This window comes from Streptomyces sp. P17, from assembly GCF_032436805.1.
GTDB lineage: Bacteria > Actinomycetota > Actinomycetes > Streptomycetales > Streptomycetaceae > Streptomyces.
The window spans coordinates 12,530-31,698 of sequence record NZ_JAVRBF010000041.1 but is presented as its reverse complement, the minus strand read 5'-3'; the positions used below and the strand labels follow the sequence as shown (position 1 = coordinate 31,698).

The following is a 19,169-nucleotide window of genomic DNA, read 5'->3' as shown; positions in this document are numbered from 1 at the left end:
TCCGTTGTCACCATCTGACCAAATCGGCCGCCGCGAAGCGTCAGACCCCGGGCTCAACTCCGTGTACACCTGCGGTATGACACAAGAGGGCGGCGCCTCCCCCGACCCGTAGGGGTTGGGTGGGGAAGACGCCGCCGTGCTTCTCGGTCAGCCGCTCCGGTGCTCCTCGGTCAGCCGCTCCGGTGCTCCTCGGTCAGCCGCTCCGGTGCTCCTCGGTCAGCCGCTCCGGTGCTCCTCGATCAGCCGCTCCGGTGCTTCTCGATCAGCCCTGGATGAACACGTAGTCCGCCTGGTAGGGCACGCCGACGATGGTGCCCGGAGTGCAGGAACCGGCCGGGGCGACACCGCCCACCGTGTTCAGCCGGAGGATCTCCGCCGTGCCCGCGAGCAGCCCGCGGGGCTTGCCGGACTGAGTGGCCTTCAGGTCCAGCTCGGCGATGTTCCCGTCCCCGTTGGGCGTCCTGCTGAGGACCGAGCCGGTGACCGCGCTGCGGTCGGGCGCGATCCACTGCGGGGTACCGGAGTTGGGCTCGACGAAGGAGTGCGCGATCGGACCGGCGAGCACCGCGCTGACGTCCCGCTGGGCGAGGGCGTGGCCGCCGCCCTCGGCCGGCTTGCACTCGTAGATCTGCTTGCCCTTGATGACGGACGCCTGGAAGTTGTCGAGCGCGTCGCGGAAGTCGAAGTCGGTGGTCACCTTGTGGAGCCGGCCGCGGACGGCGCCGTCGGGGAACTCGGCGGTGTGCAGGTTGACGTAGAAGGAACCGGGGTCGGACTTCAGGGAGTTGAGGAGGGCCGGGTCGGTGACCTTGACGGTGCCGGTGACGGTCTTGCCCTTGCTCTTGGCCAGCAGCTCGGTGAAGTCGACCTTGACGCCGCCGTTGGTGCCCTTCGCGCCCTGGTGGATGTGGAGGGCGGTGGGCTTGTCGGCACCGCGCCATTTGACGGCGACGGAGACCTGGTCGCCGTGAACCTTGACGAACTGGAGTGCGACACCGTCCTGGTCACCGACGGACACCTCGTTGGCGCCGCGGAGACTGGTGGCGAGGATGACTCCACCGTCATGGGCGGACGCCGAGGTGGGCACGACGGCGGCAGCCACGGCGACGGCGGCGACGATCAGGCTCGTACGCATGAAGTTTTCTCCCCGTATGTCAGCCGACGCCCCCTGCGTAGGCTTCTGGGCGTGGATACGGGGTGGATCTGACCCTGAACTCACCCCAGCAAGGTGACGTGGGTCACAGCACGGTTCTCAGGGGCACGGGACTGTATCGATTTGCGGCTCCGCCGCGTGGGCGCGACCAGCCACGACGCCACCCGCAGACGGCACCCGACGCTCAGCCGAACCCCCTAACCCGCCCGGTGCACCACCGCGTCACACAGCTCCATGAGCGAAGCCTTGGCATCACACTCGGGCAACGGAGCCAAAGACGCCCGCGCATCCTGCGCGTACCGCACGGTGTCCCGCCGAGCCTGCTCCAGCGCCGGATGCACCCGCAGCGCGGCCAGCGCCTCCGCGTGCCGCGCATCGTCGCTCAGGTCGGAGTCCAGCAGTTCGCACAGCGCGATGTCCTCGGCGAGACCCAGCCGCTCGGCCCGCTCGCGCAGCCGCAGCACCGGCAGCGTCGCGATCCCCTCGCGCAGATCCGTACCCGGGGTCTTCCCGGACTCCTGCGAGTCGGACGCGATGTCCAGTACGTCGTCCGCGAGCTGGAAGGCGACCCCGAGCCGCTCGCCGTACTGCGTGAGCACGTCCACGACCGTCTCGTCGGCGCCCGACATCATCGCTCCGAAGCGGCAGGACACCGCCACCAGCGACCCCGTCTTGCCGGCCAGCACATCGAGGTAGTGCTCGACCGGGTCGCGCCCGTCCTGCGGCCCCGCCGTCTCCAGGATCTGTCCGGTGACGAGCCGCTCGAACGCCTCGGCCTGCACCCGGACGGCCTCGGGACCGAGGTCGGCGAGGATGTGCGAGGCGCGGGCGAAGAGGAAGTCACCCGTGAGGACCGCAACCGAGTTCCCCCAGCGGGTGTTCGCGCTCGGCACCCCGCGCCGGACCTCGGCCTCGTCCATCACGTCGTCGTGGTACAGCGTGGCCAGATGGGTCAACTCGACCACCACGGCCGACGGCACGACCCCCGGCGCGTACGGGTCCCCGAACTGCGCGGTGAGCATCACGAGCAGCGGCCTGAACCGCTTCCCGCCCGCGCGCACCAGGTGCTGGGCTGCCTCCGTGATGAAGGGGACCTCGCTCTTGGTGGCTTCGAGCAGTCCCTCCTCGACAGCCGCCAATCCGGCCTGGACATCGGCTTCCAGAGCCTGGTCCCGCACGCTCAGCCCGAACGGCCCGACGACGGTCACGAGGGGTCTCCTGTCTGCTGGTGTCTACTGGCGATTACGCGGTTTGTCGATAGGTCGCTGCCTTCACTCAAGTCAGCGTATCCGGTCACGTTTCGATCACCGATGCCGCCCACCCGTCCACGACGGGCGGTATCGGATCACGGCGGCTATGTTTTTGATCACCTGATAAGAACGGATATCTATCGACTTACGTGGAAGTAGTGGAGCGTGTCTCGAGCCGAAGTCGAATGTCCCGTCCGGCAGCGGGCCGCCGCCCAAGGGCGACACAGCGTTCTTCGGTCAGCCCAGAGGTCTGCTCACGCTCTCCGGCCTGGAGGTCTGGGAGCGCTTCTCGTTCCTCGGCTTGCAGGCCATCCTGGCGCTGTACTTCGCCGACACGGTGGCCCGCGGGGGCATGGGCATGTCGCCCGGAACGGCAGCCTCCGCCGCCGCCTACGGCACCCTGGTCTATCTGGTCTGTCTGGTCTGTCTGGTCTGTCTGGTCTGTCTGGTCTCGGTCGCGGGCGGCCGGCTCGCCGACCGCATCCTCGGCTCGTACCGCGCGGTGCTGTGGGGCGGCATCCTGATCGCCTGCGGCCACTACGCCATGGCGGTGCCGACCGCCGCGATGACCTGGACGGGCCTCGGGCTGATCAGCGCGGGCACCGGACTGCTCAAGCCCAATGCCGCCACCATGGTCGGCAAGCCCTACCGCACCGACGACGAGCGCCGGGACGCCGGCTTCGCCCTCTACTGCAGGGCGATCAATATCGGCGCCGCCTTCGCGGGCCCGCTGATCACCGGCCGGCTCGGCGACCACCGGGGCTGGCCCTGGGGCTTCTCGGCCGCCGCGATCGGCATGACGTTCGGGCTCGTCCAGTACGTCGCCGGGCGCCGCCATCTGGCCGGGCGCAATCACGCCGCCGAATTCGCCCTCGCGCCCGAGGCCATGCGCCGTGCGATCCGCCTGACCGTGGCGGGCACGGCGGCATTCACCCTGCTCGCCACCCTGCCGGCGGCCGCCGGCCGGCTCACCATGGACCGTTTCGTCGATCTGCTCACCCCGATCTCGGTGATCGCCCCGGTGGCCTACTTCGCGGTGATGTTCGCGAGCCCGCGCGTGACCGCCGAGGAACGCGGCCGTCCGAGGCCGTACATCGTCCTCTTCCTCGCCTCGACGGTCTTCAACTTCATCCTCTTCCAGGCCTGCTCGACGATGATGCTGCCGGCCGCCTCGAACGCCGAGACCACCCTCCTCGGCTACGAATTCCCCCCGAGCTGGTACGCCTCCGCGCTCGGCGCCTTCGAGGTCGCGCTCGCGCCGGTGGTGGCCGCCCTGTGGGTGCGGATGGGCCGTCGCCGGCCACACGCCTCCAACAAGATCGCGATCGGGGTGGTGCTCGGCGGGCTGTCGTTCCTGCTGATGGTGCTGCCCACCAGCGGTCACGCGAGCGACGACTACCTGATGTCCGCCTGGTGGATCGTCGGCTCCTCGCTCCCGCTCGGCCTCGGCGACATCCTGCCGGCGACCTCCGGCACGTCGGCCACCACCAAGCTCGCACCTGCCGCCTTCTCCTACGACGACGTCTCCAAGCCCGCCTGCTTCGGCGTCAACGGCGCCCTCGCGGTGGCCGCGGGGCTCGCGGTGACGGCCGCCGCGCCCCGGCTGCGCCGCACCATGCACCCCGTCCCATGAGGTCATCGCGATGAGCCTGCACATTCGTACGTCCTTCCCCTACGAGACGACCCACGAGGACCTCCGTATCCCGCTCGCGGACGGCACTCTGCTCTACGCGCGCGTGTGGCGCCCGCTGACCGACGAGCCCGTACCGGCGCTCCTCGAATACCTCCCCTACCGGCTGACCGACTGGACGGCCCCGCGCGACTTCCAGCGCCACCCCTGGTACGCAGGCCACGGCTACGCCTCCGTCCGGGTGGATGTCCGCGGGCACGGCAACAGCGAGGGGCTGCCGACGGACGAGTACTCGGCGACGGAGCTGGCCGACGGGGTCGAGGTGGTCAACTGGCTGGCGGCCCAGCCCTGGTGCGACGGCAAGGTCGGCATGTTCGGCATCTCCTGGGGCGGCTTCAACTCCCTCCAGATCGCGGCCCTCGCGCCCGAGCCGCTCAAGGCGATCGTCACGGTCTGCTCCACCGACGATCGCTATGACAACGACGTGCACTACACGGGAGGTTCCGTTCTCGCGGCGGACATGCACGCCTGGGCCGCCACCATGCTCGCCTTCGTCTCCCGGCCGCCCGATCCCCAGTACGCCGGGGACGCCTGGCGAGACCTGTGGCTGAAGCGCCTGGAGGCCGTGGAACCGCTCCTGCACACCTGGCTGGACCACCAGACCCGGGACGACTACTGGCGGCACGGCAGCGTCTGCGAGGACTACGGCGCCATCGAGGCCGCCGTGCTGGCGGTGGGCGGCTGGCACGACCCGTACCGCGACACGGTGCTCCGGCTCGTGGAGCACCTGCCCGCCGACCGCGTCCGTGGGCTGATCGGCCCCTGGTCCCACCAGTACCCCGACCGGGGCCTGCCGCCGGGACCGGCGATCGGCTTCCTCCAGGAGACCCTGCGCTGGTGGGACTACTGGCTGAAGGGCAAGGGCGCCCTTCCCGAGTCCCTCCTGCGGGCCTACGTCAGCGACTCCCACCCCCCGGCCACCGTCTACGACACCCTCCCCGGCCGCTGGGTCGCCGAGCCGGCCTGGCCGTCCCCTCAGGTCACGAAAGTGACGTACGCCCTCCAGGGCGCCCCCGTGCTCGTACGGTCGCCCCTGCACACCGGTGTGGACGCCGGCCGCTTCCTCCCGTTCGGGAACGACGCCGACCTGCCGCCGGACCAGCGGGAGGAGGACGCGCGCTCGGCCTGCTTCGAGTTCGCGGTGGGCGAGGAGGCGTGGGTGCTGGGACGGCCGAAGGTGCGGCTGCGGCTGACGTCGGAGGTGTCGCGCGGGCAGGTGATCGCCCGGGTCTGCGATGTCGCCCCCGACGGCTCCTCGACCCTGGTCACGCGGGGCGTGCTGAACCTCTCCGCCCGCCACGGCCGCGATCGCGCGGTGCCGTGGGAGCCGGGCGCCACGCAGGACGTCGAGTTCGAGCTGAACGGCATCGGGCACGCCTTCCCGGCCGGCCATCGCATCCGGCTCGCGGTGTCGTCGGCGTACTGGCCGTGGGTCTGGCCGCAGGCGGAGTCGGCGGCGGGGTTCACGCTGGATCCGGCGGGGAGTTTTCTGGAACTGCCGGTACGCGCGCGTGAGGCCGCTTCTGACGTGAGCTTCGAGGGCCCCGAACAGGCCGAGCCCCTGGGCGTGAACTACCCGGTCACCCTGGACGAGCCGCGCCCCGAGCGGCTCGTCGTCCGGGACGTGGCCAAGGACGAGTGGCGCCTTGAGGTCGATCCGCGGTACGGCGGCACGCGCGTGTACCCCGACGGCCTGGAGTTCACCGAGGACGCGCTGGAGACGTACACGATCCGGTCCGCCGACCCCTTGTCGGCCCGCGCCCGCTCGGACTGGTCGATCCGGCTGCACCGCCCGGAGCTGGCCTGGGACACGACGGTGCGGACCCGTTCGGAGCTCACGTGTGACGCAGAGGACTTCATCGCCTCGAATGAGGTGATGTGCACGGATGGCGGTGAAGTGGTCTTTCATCGCACATGGGAGAAGCGGATTCCGCGAACGGCGGGTTAATGCGGACCCATTGGGTTGATTGCCCGATTTAAGGTGTCTTGCGCTGGGCGTGAGTTGACTCACGCCCGAGACCCACAGGCGCCTCACAGGCTCTTCTCGATGCCCCTCCCTCGGCGCCCAGTTGAGCCTTGGCGACCGCAAATGCCCATCCCGGTATGCCGCGCGAGCGAAGATCAAACCCCTGGATATGTGAATCCGCTACTTGTTTCGGACATGTGCTCTCGCATACGTTCCCGGCCTGTCGGACGGACGCCGAATCCTGCCGCCGTCCGGCTCCACCGAGATTCTTCGTACGGCAGGAGCGGGGGACCCAGGTAAGTCGCCGGGCCGGACGTCCTCGGACGCGCCGGTACGGCTGGGGGTGAAGTCGCGTGCCCTTTACGGTGCGCGGCCGGGCAGCTCCCGCCCGAACCCGACAGCTCACCTCGCAGGCGCCGGAGAGGAACCTCGCCATGCCTGCTGCCGCTCAGCACCGTCATACCCGCGCCCACCGCGCCCACCGCGTCGCCCGCAAGCTCGCCGTCCTCGGCACCGGAGCCGCCGTACTGGCGCTCCCGCTCATCGGCGCGACCAGCGCCTCGGCGGCCTCCCCGACCGTCACCACCGCCGCCTCGCTCGGGTACGCCAACAACCTGGACGGCTGGATCCGCGCGTCCCTCCAGGTCATGGCCCAGAACGGGATCCCCGGCAGCTACGACGGCATCTACCGCAACATCATGCGGGAGTCCTCGGGCAACCAGTACGCGATCAACAACTGGGACTCCAACGCGGCCGCCGGCACCCCGTCCAAGGGCCTGCTCCAGGTGATCGACCCGACCTTCCAGGCGTACCACGTGGCCGGCACCTCCTACGACCCCTACGACCCGGTCGCGAACATCACCGCCGCCTGCAACTACGCGGCCCAGCGCTACGGCTCGATCGACAACGTCTTCGGGGCGTACTGACCGGGCCCGCTACGGGAAGAGTCCTTCGAGGACGACGGCGATGCCGTCGTCCTCGTTCGACAGGGTGATCTCGTCGGCCACCGCCTTGAGTTCGGGGTGGGCGTTGGCCATCGCGACACCGTGGGCCGCCCAGTCGAACATCGGGATGTCGTTGGGCATGTCACCGAAGGCGATGGTCTCTCGCGGGCCGAGCCCCAGATGCCGGGCCGCCAGCGCGAGACCCGTCGCCTTGGTGATGCCGCATGGCTGAAGTTCGACGGTCCCGGGACCCGACATGGTGACCGTCGCCAGCGAACCCACCACCGAACGCGCCGTCGCCGCCAACAGGTCGTCGGACAGCTCCGGATGGCGCAGCAGCACCTTGCTGATCGGCTCGGACCACAGATCGTCGCGCCGCCCGACCCGCACCGCGGGCAGGGTGGGGTGCGGCATCAGGTACCCGGGCTCGATCAGCGTGAGCCCGTCGACGCCGTCCTGGTCGACCGCCGCGTACACCTCCCCCACCTCGGCCTCGATCTTGCCGAGCGCGGTCTCCGCCAACTCCCGGTCCAGGGTGACGGACCACAGCAGACGGTCCGCGCCGGCGTCGTACACCTGCGCGCCCTGCCCGCACACCGCGAGCCCCTTGCTGCCCAGGTCGTCCAGGAGCGGCCGCACTCTGGGCGCCGGTCGGCCGGTCACCACCAGATGCCGGGCGCCGGACTCCGCCACCCGCGCGAGCGCGGCCAGCGACCGGTCGGAGAGCGTGTCGTCGCCTCGGAGGAGGGTTCCGTCCAGGTCGGTGGCGATGAGTGAATATGCGAGGGGTGCGGCCATGATCAGAGAATACGGACAGGACGCCCCGACGACTCAGCGTGAACCGGACGACCCCGGCGCCCACCACCGCCCCGCGCGCCCCCCTCCAACTCCCTTGCAGTCATCGGCTTCTGGTGAAATGAGGGCACTGCGGTGACGGGCGGGGGCGAGTGGTGTGACGGGTAAGGACGGGAAGTTCTCGGCGTATCTCCGGGAGGCCGCGGTGGGCGTCCTGGAACGCTTCCCCGAGGCACTGAAACCCGAGATCTACGCCCTCTCCTTCCGCATCTGGCGCGTCGACGACGACGAGCGCCGCCCGTACGCCGCCATCGGCTACAACACCGAGACCCAGTACGAGCGCGAGCGGCGCCCGGAGGACCCCGGCGAGGCCCGCTGGAACTACGCCTGCTGGCTCCTGGACGGCTTCGAGACGCTGGGCAGCGCGCCGGAGGATCCGGTCGGCGGCCCGCTGTACGAGGACGAGGTCAAGCAGCTCGGCCTGTGGTTCGAGGAGCAGGACGAAGAGGATGGCGAGGACAGTGAGGAGGACGACCGGATCGACGCCAAGCGCGACCTGCTCGGGCTCCATTTCGCCGGCGCCTGCGTCGGCCTCGCCCGCCACCTGCACGCGAGCGGCCGTATCGAGGCGGTATTCGGGCGTCCGCTGCCCATCGTGGTATTCGACATGTACTGCCCCGGCTGGAAGGTCGAGGCGACCGAGGCGGCCAACCCGCCCGGGCTGATCGAGGGCTTTCTGGCCTGGCGGCGGGCGGACGGTTACGTCGACGGATGATCACCCCGCCCCTTCGGCACTGCCCAAGACGGGTGCCCCACCCGTAACGTGTGCGGCGACGACACGGACCCGTGGCACGCACGAGAGTGAGGCAGCACCCATGCCCCCCTTTGATGTCCCCGAGGGCGACCCCTTCGGCCCGCACAACCTTCCGTACGGTGTCTTCTCCGTCCCCGGCGAGGACAGCGCGCCCCGGGTCGGCGTACGGCTCGGTGACCACGTCCTCGACGCGGGCGCGGCGGCAATGGCGCTGGGATCCCCGTACGCCTCCCTGCTCGCCCGGCCCACGCTGAACCCGCTGCTGGCGGCGGGCCGCACCGCCTGGTCGGACGTGCGCCGCGCGCTCACGGCCTGGGTCACGGTGCCGTCCCACCGGGAGACCATCGAGCCCCTGTTCCACCCGCTCTCCTCGGTGACCCTGCACCTCCCCTTCGAGGTCGCGGACTACGTCGACTTCTACGCCTCCGAGAACCACGCGCGAAACGTCGGCCAGATGTTCCGCCCGGACGCGGCCGACTCCCTCACCCCGAACTGGAAGCACCTCCCGATCGGCTACCACGGCCGCTCGGGCACCGTCGTGGTCTCCGGCACGGATGTCGTGCGGCCGTCGGGCCAGCGCAAGGCACCCGCCGACGCGGCACCCGTCTTCGGCCCGTCCGTCCGCCTGGACATCGAGGCGGAGGTGGGTTTCGTGGTGGGCGTGCCGTCGGCGATGGGCAGCCCGGTCGGCCTCTCCGACTTCCGGGAGCACGTCTTCGGCCTGTGCCTGCTCAACGACTGGTCCGCGCGCGACATCCAGGCCTGGGAGTACGTCCCGCTCGGCCCCTTCCTCGGCAAGTCCTTCGCCACGTCGGTGTCGGCCTGGATCACCCCGCTGGACGCGCTGGACGAGGCGCGCGTGGCCCCTCCGCAGCGCACGTACGAGCTGCTCCCCTACCTGGACGACGCGGCCGAGGAACCCGGCGGCTACGACCTGCGTATCTCGGTCTCCCTCAACGGCCATGTGATCTCCGAACCTCCCTTCTCGGCGATGTACTGGACGGCCGCCCAGCAGCTGGCCCACATGACGGTCAACGGCGCTTCCCTTCGCACCGGCGACCTCTACGGCTCCGGCACGGTCAGCGGCCCGACGGAACGCGAACGCGGCTCCTTGCTGGAGCTCACCTGGAACGGCCGCGACGTGCTCGAACTCCCCGACGGCAAGCGGACCTTCCTGGAGGACGGCGACGTGGTGACGCTGTCGGCGTGGGCTCCGGGGGCGGATGGGGCGCGTGTGGGGCTGGGCGAGGTCACCGGGCGGGTGGTGGCGGGTTGAGAGCGCCGACCTCCGCCCCTCACTGAAAGCCGGCACCCGTACGGGAGTTGACGCTCGTGGCCGACTCCCCTCGGGACACCCCCTTTCCGGTCCCGCCGGACGTTTAGTTGGTCGCCGACGTCTGCCGTGTACCGTCCGCCGCCGTCATACTTGGCGGCGGACGGGTGCGCGCGGCACACGTTCCGCACCGCCCGCGCACAGCCCGCCCGCAGCTGCCTTTGTCCCGACCAGGATCCGGAGCCCGTGGCATGACTGTCTGCCTGCTCCTGCTGAGCGCCGTCGCTCTGACCGCCGCCGTGCCAGTACCGCGTTCCCTGACCCGGGCCGCGTGGCCGGAGCGGGAGCCGGTGGTCGGGCTGTGGGTGTGGCAGTGCCTGGTCGCCACCGTGCTGCTGTGCTGTCTGACGGCCCTGGTTCTGGGCGCCGCCGCCGTCTTCCAAACGGTCCGCGACCATGTTTTCGCGCCCGCGCCACCGGCGGTGACCGCGGCGTACGACCTCTCCGTGGCCCCGGTCTGGGCGGTGGCCCTCACACTGCTTCTGGCCTGCGGCGCCGCCTGGACGACGGCGATGCTGGCCCGCGAGCTGGTCGAGGCGCGCCGCAGCCGTGGCCAGGCCAGGGCCCACCTACGTGAGCGCGCACCGGACCTGCCCGCGGGCCTGCCCGCCGCGCGCGGCCCGCTGCTGGTGCTGGAGGACGAATACCCGGACGCCTGGTGGATGCCCGGCAACCCGCCCCAGCTGATCGTCACCACAGGTGCCCTGCACCGTCTGACCGACCACCAGCTGGACGCCGTCCTCACCCACGAACGCGGCCACGCCCGAGCCCGCCACGACTGGCTGCTGCACCTCTCCACCGCCCTTGCCACCGGCTTCCCCCGCATTCCCCTGTTCGCCCACTTCTGCGACCAGACCCACCGCCTGGTCGAGCTGGCGGCCGACGACACGGCATCCCGCCGCTGCGGCCACCTGACGACCGCTCTCGCCCTGATCGAGCTCAACCAGCACAGAGGCGTCCTCTCCTGCGCCTCCAGCCACCGCCTCCTCGGCGAACGGGTGGACCGCCTCCTGGAACCCCCACCCCGCCTGGGCCGCCGCGACAGAGCGCTGACGACGGCGGCGGCAGCTCTGGTCCCTCTGGTGCCCCTCCTGATCACCTTCGCGCCGGGCTTGACGGCCCTTGGCTAGCGGGTAGCTGCGTTCCGCTGTACCAACCCAGGTGCGGACAGTCGTGCCGCTGGGGCAGCACCCTCACACCCAGTCGTCCGGCTCCGGCTCCGGCTCCGCATCCATCTCGGTCCAGTGATCCCCCGGGTCCTCCGGCGCACTCCCGTCCAGCCCGGCCAGAACCCCGATCACGCCCTCCCCGTACGTCGCCAGCTTCTTCTCCCCCACCCCACTGACGCTTCCCAACTCCCGCACGGATGAAGGCCACACCGTCACGATCTCCCGCAACGTCGCATCATGGAAGATCACGTACGCCGGAACACCCTGCTCCCGAGCCTGTTCCGCCCGCCAGGCCCGCAGCGCCTCGAACGCGGGCACCAACCGCTCCGGCAGCTCGACCACCGCGGCCTTCGCCTTCCGCTCGCCCTTCCCGGACGAACCGGAAGCCGACCGCGAGGTCACCGGCTTCTTCGGCTCCTTCCGCAGCGGCACCTCCCGCTCCCGCCGCAGCACCTCCCCACTGCCCTCGGTCAGCACGAGCGTCCCGTACTCCCCCTCGACCGCCAGCAGCCCCTGCGCCAGCAACTGCCGGATGACGCCCCGCCATTCGCCCTCGGTCAGCTCCTCCCCGATACCGAAGACGGACAGCTGGTCATGGTCGAACTGGATCACCTTCCCGGTGCGCTTCCCCAGCAGAATGTCGACGATCTGCACCGCCCCGAACTTCTGCCCCCGCTCCCGCTGAAGCCGCACGACCGTCGACAGCACCTTCTGCGCCGCGACGGTCCCGTCCCAGGTCTCGGGCGGCGTGAGGCATGTGTCGCAGTTGCCGCATCCGGACGGATCCGGATCCTGGCCGAAGTAGGCGAGCAACTGCCCCCGCCTGCACTGCGCCGTCTCGCACAGCGCCAGCATCGCGTCCAGATGGGCCGCCGCCCGCCGCCGGAACGCCTCGTCGCCCTCGCCCGACTGGATCAGCTTGCGCTGCTGTATGACGTCATTGAGCCCGTACGCCATCCACGCCGTGGACGGCAGCCGGTCCCGCCCCGCGCGGCCGGTCTCCTGGTAGTACCCCTCGACCGACTTCGGCAGATCCAGGTGCGCGACGAACCGCACGTCCGGCTTGTCGATCCCCATGCCGAACGCGATCGTCGCCACCACGACAAGCCCGTCCTCACGCAGGAACCGGGACTGGTGCGCCGCACGCGTCCCGGCGTCGAGGCCCGCGTGATACGGCACCGCCTCGATGCCGTTGCGGCTGAGGAACTCGGCCGTCTTCTCCACGGAGTTGCGCGAGAGGCAGTACACGATGCCGGCGTCCCCGGCGTGCTCCTCGCGCAGGAAGCTCAGCAGCTGCTTCTTGGGGTCGGCCTTCGGCACGATCCGGTACTGGATGTTGGGCCGGTCGAAGCTGGCCACGAAGTGCCGGGCCGCCGGCATGTTCAGCCGCTCGGTGATCTCCTGGTGCGTCGCGTGGGTGGCGGTCGCCGTGAGCGCGATCCGCGGGACGTCCGGCCAGCGCTCACCCAGCAGGGACAGCGACAGATAGTCGGGGCGGAAGTCATGGCCCCACTGGGACACGCAGTGCGCCTCGTCGATCGCGAACACCGCGATCTTGCCCCGGGACAGCAGGTCCAGCGTGGACTCAAGCCGTAGCCGCTCCGGCGCGAGGTACAGCAGGTCCAGCTCGCCCGCCAGGAACTCGGCCTCCACCACCCGGCGCTCGTCGAAGTCCTGCGTGGAGTTCATGAACCCGGCCCGCACACCCAGCGCCCGCAGCGCGTCCACCTGGTCCTGCATCAGCGCGATCAGCGGTGAGACCACAATGCCCGTACCGGGCCTGACCAGGGACGGAATCTGGTAGCACAGCGACTTGCCACCGCCGGTCGGCATGAGGACGACGGCGTCACCGCCGGCCACCACATGCTCGATGACCGCTTCCTGCTCGCCCCGGAAGGCCTCGTACCCGAAGACCCTGTGGAGCGCGGCCAGCGCCTCGCTCTCGGCTACCGCTGTCATGACACCGATCCCGCCCGTCCCACCCATCGTCGTGCCCCCCGTACGTCGCTCCTCGACCACTGCGTCCACGATAGGCGTCCGCACCGACAGCGCCGGAGTTATCCACAGGCCGGCCCGGGTCAAGGACACGACCCTCGTTCACACGTTCGCGGGAGACCCGCCGGTTTCCGCCCGATAACCTGAAAGCACCGGCGAGACTCCGTCCCATGGGAGCACTGATGAGCGTCGCACCGAAGGCGTCCACGCCCAGCTGGCCGACCCCGCCGGAAGGCGGCTGGACCGCCGACGACCTGGACCGCCTCCCGAATCTTCCTCCGCATACGGAATTGATCGACGGGAGCCTGGTCTTCGTGAGTCCGCAGACCCTCTTTCACGAACGCGCTGTCGACTTCTTCAAGTGGCAGCTCCAGTCCCTGGCCCCGGCGGAGTTCGAGGTCATCCGTGAGTTCACCATCGACATCGACCGGCAGAACCGGCCCGAGCCGGATGTGATCGTCGTGCGCGGGGACGTCGTGGAGGACACAGAGCAGACGCGGTTCCCAGTAGAGGCGGTTCTCCTCGCCATCGAAGTCGTCTCGGCGGACTCCGTGTCCCGGGACCGCGAGACGAAGCCGCTGAAGTACGCCCTCGCGAAAATCCCCCACTACTGGAGGGTGGAGAACGAGAAGGGCCGCGCAGCGGTGCATGCCTTCGAGCTGGAGCCGACCACCCGGGCGTACACCAGCGTGGGCATCTTCCGTGAGCGGATGAAGCTGACCGCCCCCTTCCCCGTGGACCTGGACCTCACGCAGGTCAAGACGCGCCGCGACAAGGATCAGTAACCGCCCCCACCACAGCACAGCGGCCCGGCACCCCCGAGGGAGCCGGGCCGCTGCCGTACAGACATCGGCGAGAGCCGCGTCAGCGCACGAACACCCCCGCAGTACTCGCCAGGTCCAGGAAGTACTGCGGCGCCACACCGAGCACCAGCGTGACCGCCACCCCGACCCCGATCGCCGTCATCGTCAGCGGCGACGGCACGGCGACCGTTGGGCCCTCGGGCCGTGGCTCGCTGAAGAACATCAGCACGATGACGCGGATGTAGAAGAACGCCGCGATCGCCGACGAGATCACACCGACCACGACCAGCGGGGCCGCCCCGCCCTCCGCCGCCGCCTTGAACACGGCGAACTTCCCCGCGAACCCGGAGGTCAGCGGAATGCCCGCGAAGGCCAGCAGGAACACCGCGAACACGGCCGCCACCAGCGGCGAACGCCGGCCGAGCCCCGCCCACTTGGACAGGTGCGTCGCCTCGCCCCCGGCGTCCCGCACCAGCGTGACGACCGCGAAGGCGCCGATCGTCACGAACGAGTAGGCGGCCAGGTAGAAGAGGACGGACGACACACCGTCCGGCGTGGTCGCGATGACACCGGCGAGGATGAAGCCCGCGTGCGCGATCGACGAGTACGCCAGCAGCCGCTTGATGTCGGTCTGCGTGATCGCGACGATGGCGCTGCCCAGCATCGTGATGATCGCGACGGCCCACATGACCGGCCGCCAGTCCCAGCGCAGGCCGGGCAGCACCACGTACAGCACGCGCAGCAGCGCGCCGAACGCCGCCACCTTGGTCGCCGCCGCCATGAAGCCGGTCACCGGGGTCGGCGCGCCCTGGTACACGTCCGGCGTCCACATGTGGAAGGGCACGGCGCCGACCTTGAAGAGGAGGCCCATGACGAGCATCGCCATGCCGATCAGCAGCAGCGCGTCATTGCCCATGGTGTCCGCGAGGGCCGGGTCGACGGTGGTGAGGGTGCCGTCGACGACCTGCGCGATCGTCGCGTACGACACCGAGCCCGCGTAACCGTAGAGCAGCGCGATGCCGAACAGGGTGAACGCGGAGGCGAAGGCACCGAGCAGGAAGTACTTCACCGCCGCTTCCTGCGACATCAGCCGCTTGCGGCGGGCGAGGGCGCACATCAGGTACAGCGGGAGGGAGAAGACCTCCAGCGCGATGAACAGCGTCAGCAGGTCGTTGGCCGCCGGGAAGATCAGCATGCCCGCGACCGCGAAGAGCAGCAGCGGGAACACCTCGGTGGTGGTGAACCCGGCCTTCACCGCGGCCCTTTCGCTCTCGCTGCCCGGCACGGACGCGGCCTGTGCGGCGAAGGAGTCGACCCGGTTGCCGTGCACCAACGGGTCCAGCCGCCGTTCGGCGAAGGTGAACAGGCCGACAAGGCCGGCCAGCAGGATCGTGCCCTGGAGGAAGAGCGCCGGGCCGTCGACGGCGATCGCGCCCATCGCCGCGATGCCGGCCTTCGTGGTGCCGTAGCCGTCGGCCGCGAGCGCGACCACTGCAGCGAAGGCGGCGGTCAGCGCGACGGCGGAGACGAACACCTGGGCGTAGTAACGGGACTTGCGCGGGACGACCGCCTCGATCAGCACCCCCACGATCGCCGCGCCGACGACGATCAGCGTGGGCGACAATTGTCCGTATTCGATCTTCGGCGCGTCGATCTTCGAGATCGGATCGGCCGCGGTTGTCCACAGGCTGTGGACGGCTGATGCGCTCACTTGGCCGCCTCCACCTCGGGCTGGGGGTCCTTCTTCTGTACGTCGGACATGGTCTGCTCGACCGCCGGGTTGACGATGTCCGTAACGGGCTTCGGGTAGACGCCCAGGAAGATCAGCAGTACGACCAGCGGGGCGACGACGGCGAGTTCCCGCACCCTCAGGTCCGGCATCGTCGACACCTCGGGCTTCACCGGGCCCGTCATCGTCCGCTGGTAGAGGACGAGGGTGTAGAGCGCGGCGAGCACGATGCCGAAGGTGGCGATGATGCCGACCGCCGGGTATCTGGCGTACGTGCCGACCAGGACCAGGAACTCACTGACGAACGGTGCGAGTCCGGGCAGCGACAGCGTCGCCAGACCGCCGATCAGGAAGGTGCCGGCGAGCACCGGGGCGACCTTCTGCACTCCGCCGTAGTCGGCGATGAGCCGCGAGCCGCGCCGCGAGATCAGGAAGCCGGCCACCAGCATCAACGCGGCCGTCGAGATCCCGTGGTTGACCATGTACAGCGTCGCGCCCGACTGGCCCTGGCTGGTCATCGCGAAGATGCCCATGATGATGAAGCCGAAGTGCGAGATCGACGCGTAGGCCACCAGACGCTTGATGTCGCGCTGGCCGACGGCGAGCAGCGCGCCATAGATGATGCTGATCAGCGCCAGGACAAGGATGGCGGGCGTCGCCCACTTCGAGGCCTCCGGGAACAGACCGAGGCAGAAGCGGAGCATCGCGAAGGTGCCGACCTTGTCGACGACCGCGGTGATCAGCACGGCGACCGGGGCGGTGGCCTCACCCATGGCGTTGGGCAGCCAGGTGTGCAGCGGCCACAGCGGCGCCTTCACCGCGAAGGCGAAGAAGAACCCGAGGAACAGCCAGCGTTCGGTGCTGGTCGCCATGTCCAGCGAGCCATTGGCGCGCGCCTCGGCGATCTCGGGGAGCGAGAAGTTCCCGGCGACCACATACAGGCCGATCACCGCGGCCAGCATGATCAGACCGCCGACCAGGTTGTAGAGGAGGAACTTCACCGCCGCGTACGAGCGCTGGGTGGACGCCACCTCCTCGCCGTGCTCGTGGGCACGGTCCCCGAAGCCTCCGATGAGGAAGTACATCGGGATGAGCATGGCCTCGAAGAAGATGTAGAAGAGGAAGACGTCGGTGGCCTCGAAGGAGAGGATCACCATCGCCTCTACGGCCAGGATCAGGGCGAAGAAGCCCTGCGTCGGCCGCCAGCGCTTGCTGCCGGTCTCCAGCGGGTCGGCGTCGTGCCAGCCCGCGAGGATGATGAAGGGGATCAGTACGGCGGTCAGCGCGATCAGGGCCACCGCGATGCCGTCCACGCCCAGCTCGTAGCGGACCCCGAACTCCTTGATCCAGGAGTGGGATTCGGTGAGCTGGTAGCGGTCGCCGTCCGGGTCGAAGCGGACCAGGATGGTGACGGCGAACGCGAGGGTGGCGAGCGAGAAGAGCAACGCCAGCCACTTGGCGGTCGTGCGCCGCGCGGCCGGTACGGCGGCCGTGACGACCGCCCCGATCGCGGGGAGCGCCGCCGTCGCTGTCAGCAGGGGAAAGGACATCGGTATCAGACCGCCCTCATCAGCAGGGTCGCGGCGACGAGGAGTGCCGCACCGCCGAACATCGAGACCGCGTACGACCGGGCGAAGCCGTTCTGCAGCTTGCGCAGCCGTCCGGAGAGGCCGCCGACCGAGGCCGCCGTGCCGTTGACGACGCCGTCGACCAGGGTGTGGTCGACGTACACCAGGGAGCGCGTGAGGTGTTCGCCGCCGCGGACGAGGACGACGTGGTTGAAGTCGTCCTGGAGCAGATCGCGCCGGGCGGCCCGGGTGAGCAGCGACCCGCGCGGGGCGACGACCGGGACCGGGCGGCGGCCGTACTGGAGGTACGCGACGGTGACGCCGATGACCATCACGGCCACCGTGGACGTCGTGACCGTGGCCGTGCTGAGCGGCGAGTCGCCGTGGCCGTATCCGGTGATCGGCTCCAGCCAGCCCACGAAGCGGTCGCCGACGCTGAACAGGGCGCCCGCGAAGACCGATCCGAAGGCCAGCAGGATCATCGGGATCGTCATGGAGCTGGGCGACTCGTGCGGGTGCGGCTCCGCGTGCTCGCCCCGCTTCTCGGCGGCCGGCTCCACGCTGGGCTCGGCCGGGGACGGCGTCGGGGCGTTGCGCCAGCGCTCCTCGCCGAAGAACGTCAGCAGCATCACGCGCGTCATGTAGTACGCCGTGATCGCCGCGCCCAGCAGGGCGCAGCCGCCGAGGATCCAGCCCTCGGTGCCGCCCTTGGCGAACGCCGCCTCGATGATCTTGTCCTTGGAGAAGAAGCCGGACAGGCCCGGGAAGCCGATGATGGCGAGGTAGCCGAGGCCGAAGGTGACGAAGGTGATCGGCATGTACTTCCTGAGGCCGCCGTACTTCCTCATGTCGACCTCGTCGTTCATGCCGTGCATGACCGAACCGGCGCCGAGGAACAGCCCGGCCTTGAAGAAGCCGTGGGTCACCAGGTGCATGATCGCGAAGACGTAGCCGATCGGGCCGAGGCCCGCGGCGAGGACCATGTAGCCGATCTGCGACATGGTCGAGCCGGCCAGCGCCTTCTTGATGTCGTCCTTCGCGCAACCGACGATCGCACCGAACAGGAGCGTGACGGCACCGACGATGGTGACGACCAACTGCGCGTCGGGGGCGGCGTTGAAGATCGCGCCGGAGCGGACGATCAGGTAGACACCCGCGGTCACCATGGTCGCGGCGTGGATGAGGGCCGAGACCGGGGTCGGGCCCTCCATCGCGTCCCCGAGCCAGGACTGCAGCGGCACCTGGGCGGACTTGCCGCAGGCGGCGAGCAGCAGCATCAGGCCGATGGCGGTGAGCGTGCCCTCGGAGGTCTCACCGACGAGACCGGGCTCCTCCTGGCTGCCGAGGAGCGGGCCGAAGGCGAAGGTCCCGAAGGTGGTGAACATGATCATGATCGCGATCGACAGACCCATGTCGCCGACGCGGTTGACCAGGAACGCCTTCTTCGCGGCCGTGGCGGCACTGGGCTTGTGCTGCCAGAAGCCGATCAGCAGGTAGGAGGCGAGACCGACGCCCTCCCAGCCGACGTACAGCAGCAGGTAGTTGTCGGCGAGGACGAGCAGCAGCATCGCCGCGAGGAACAGGTTCAGATAGCCGAAGAAGCGGCGGCGCCGCTCGTCGTGCTCCATGTACCCGACCGAGTACAGGTGGATCAGCGAGCCGACGCCGGTGATCAGCAGGACGAACGTCATCGACAGCTGGTCGAGTTGGAAGGCGACGTCCGCCTGGAAGCCCTCGACCGGGATCCAGCTGAACAGGTGCTGGGTCAGCGTCCGGCTTTCGGCGTCCTTGCCGAGCAGATCGAAGAAGAGGATCGCGCCGAGCACGAACGACACGGACGCGAGGACCGTGCCGATCCAGTGGCCGACGGCGTCCAGGCGCCGGCCGCCGCACAGCAGGACCGCCGCTCCGAGCAGGGGCGCCGCGATGAGCAGCGCAATCAGGTTCTCCACGATTCAGC

14 protein-coding genes and 1 riboswitch are annotated in these 19,169 nt (G+C 69.8%); of the genes, 7 read left to right on the top strand and 7 right to left on the bottom strand.

The genetic code is table 11. From position 1 onward, the window contains the following. Positions 1-262: 262 nt before the first annotated feature. Together RMT89_RS25365 and RMT89_RS25360 are read right to left on the bottom strand one after the other, a co-directional pair. Positions 263-1,135, bottom strand: a complete 873-nt coding sequence (locus RMT89_RS25365; protein ID WP_315886099.1) for a CHRD domain-containing protein — start codon at positions 1,133-1,135, stop codon at positions 263-265. Positions 1,136-1,350: 215 nt separating this feature from the next. Then, positions 1,351-2,361, bottom strand: a complete 1,011-nt coding sequence (locus RMT89_RS25360) for a polyprenyl synthetase family protein (protein ID WP_315886098.1) — start codon at positions 2,359-2,361, stop codon at positions 1,351-1,353. 175 nt (positions 2,362-2,536) lie between these two features. Between RMT89_RS25360 and RMT89_RS25355 the strand changes: the two genes are divergently transcribed. From RMT89_RS25355 to RMT89_RS25345, 3 genes are all read left to right on the top strand, one after another. Then, positions 2,537-4,036: a peptide MFS transporter gene (locus RMT89_RS25355; protein ID WP_399498482.1), complete on the top strand. Its 1,500-nt coding sequence runs from the start codon at positions 2,537-2,539 to the stop codon at positions 4,034-4,036. A gap of 16 nt (positions 4,037-4,052) precedes the next feature. Further along, positions 4,053-6,041 carry a CocE/NonD family hydrolase gene (locus RMT89_RS25350; protein ID WP_315886147.1) on the top strand — a complete coding sequence of 663 codons (1,989 nt, stop codon included), beginning with the start codon at positions 4,053-4,055 and terminating at the stop codon, positions 6,039-6,041. A gap of 240 nt (positions 6,042-6,281) precedes the next feature. Beyond that, positions 6,282-6,488: riboswitch (cyclic di-AMP (ydaO/yuaA leader) on the top strand. Between the two features lie 5 nt (positions 6,489-6,493). Continuing rightward, entirely contained in the window at positions 6,494-6,985 is a 492-nt protein-coding gene (locus tag RMT89_RS25345) for a transglycosylase SLT domain-containing protein (RefSeq protein WP_315886097.1), read from the top strand. A 9-nt stretch (positions 6,986-6,994) separates the two neighbouring features. Here RMT89_RS25345 and RMT89_RS25340 read toward each other — a convergent pair whose 3' ends face one another. After that, positions 6,995-7,801, bottom strand: a complete 807-nt coding sequence (locus tag RMT89_RS25340) for an HAD family hydrolase (RefSeq protein WP_315886096.1) — start codon at positions 7,799-7,801, stop codon at positions 6,995-6,997. Positions 7,802-7,955: 154 nt separating this feature from the next. Between RMT89_RS25340 and RMT89_RS25335 the strand changes: the two genes are divergently transcribed. From RMT89_RS25335 to RMT89_RS25325, 3 genes are all read left to right on the top strand, one after another. After that, complete coding sequence (locus RMT89_RS25335; protein WP_315886095.1) at positions 7,956-8,573, top strand: hypothetical protein; 618 nt, start codon at positions 7,956-7,958, stop codon at positions 8,571-8,573. Positions 8,574-8,673: 100 nt separating this feature from the next. Further along, on the top strand, positions 8,674-9,888 hold the full coding sequence (fahA, locus tag RMT89_RS25330) for a fumarylacetoacetase (protein WP_315886094.1): 1,215 nt from the start codon (positions 8,674-8,676) through the stop codon (positions 9,886-9,888). A 248-nt stretch (positions 9,889-10,136) separates the two neighbouring features. Then, complete coding sequence (locus RMT89_RS25325) at positions 10,137-11,075, top strand: M56 family metallopeptidase (RefSeq protein WP_315886093.1); 939 nt, start codon at positions 10,137-10,139, stop codon at positions 11,073-11,075. Between the two features lie 63 nt (positions 11,076-11,138). Here RMT89_RS25325 and recQ read toward each other — a convergent pair whose 3' ends face one another. Beyond that, positions 11,139-13,100: a DNA helicase RecQ gene (gene recQ, locus RMT89_RS25320; RefSeq protein ID WP_315886146.1), complete on the bottom strand. Its 1,962-nt coding sequence runs from the start codon at positions 13,098-13,100 to the stop codon at positions 11,139-11,141. Between the two features lie 191 nt (positions 13,101-13,291). On the opposite strand from recQ, the gene RMT89_RS25315 reads away from it, so the two are divergent. Beyond that, on the top strand, positions 13,292-13,894 hold the full coding sequence (locus tag RMT89_RS25315; protein WP_315886092.1) for a Uma2 family endonuclease: 603 nt from the start codon (positions 13,292-13,294) through the stop codon (positions 13,892-13,894). Positions 13,895-13,973: 79 nt separating this feature from the next. Here RMT89_RS25315 and nuoN read toward each other — a convergent pair whose 3' ends face one another. Genes nuoN through nuoL form a run of 3 tightly spaced genes read right to left on the bottom strand, consistent with a single transcriptional unit; the run spans position 13,974 to position 19,161 of the window. Further along, positions 13,974-15,623 carry an NADH-quinone oxidoreductase subunit NuoN gene (gene nuoN / locus RMT89_RS25310; RefSeq protein ID WP_315886091.1) on the bottom strand — a complete coding sequence of 550 codons (1,650 nt, stop codon included), beginning with the start codon at positions 15,621-15,623 and terminating at the stop codon, positions 13,974-13,976. Next, positions 15,620-17,191 carry an NADH-quinone oxidoreductase subunit M gene (locus RMT89_RS25305; protein WP_315886090.1) on the bottom strand — a complete coding sequence of 524 codons (1,572 nt, stop codon included), beginning with the start codon at positions 17,189-17,191 and terminating at the stop codon, positions 15,620-15,622. The genes nuoN and RMT89_RS25305 overlap by 4 nt, the downstream gene beginning before the upstream one ends. Positions 17,192-17,196: 5 nt before the next feature. After that, positions 17,197-19,161, bottom strand: a complete 1,965-nt coding sequence (nuoL, locus tag RMT89_RS25300; RefSeq protein ID WP_315886089.1) for an NADH-quinone oxidoreductase subunit L — start codon at positions 19,159-19,161, stop codon at positions 17,197-17,199. Positions 19,162-19,169: the final 8 nt, after the last annotated feature.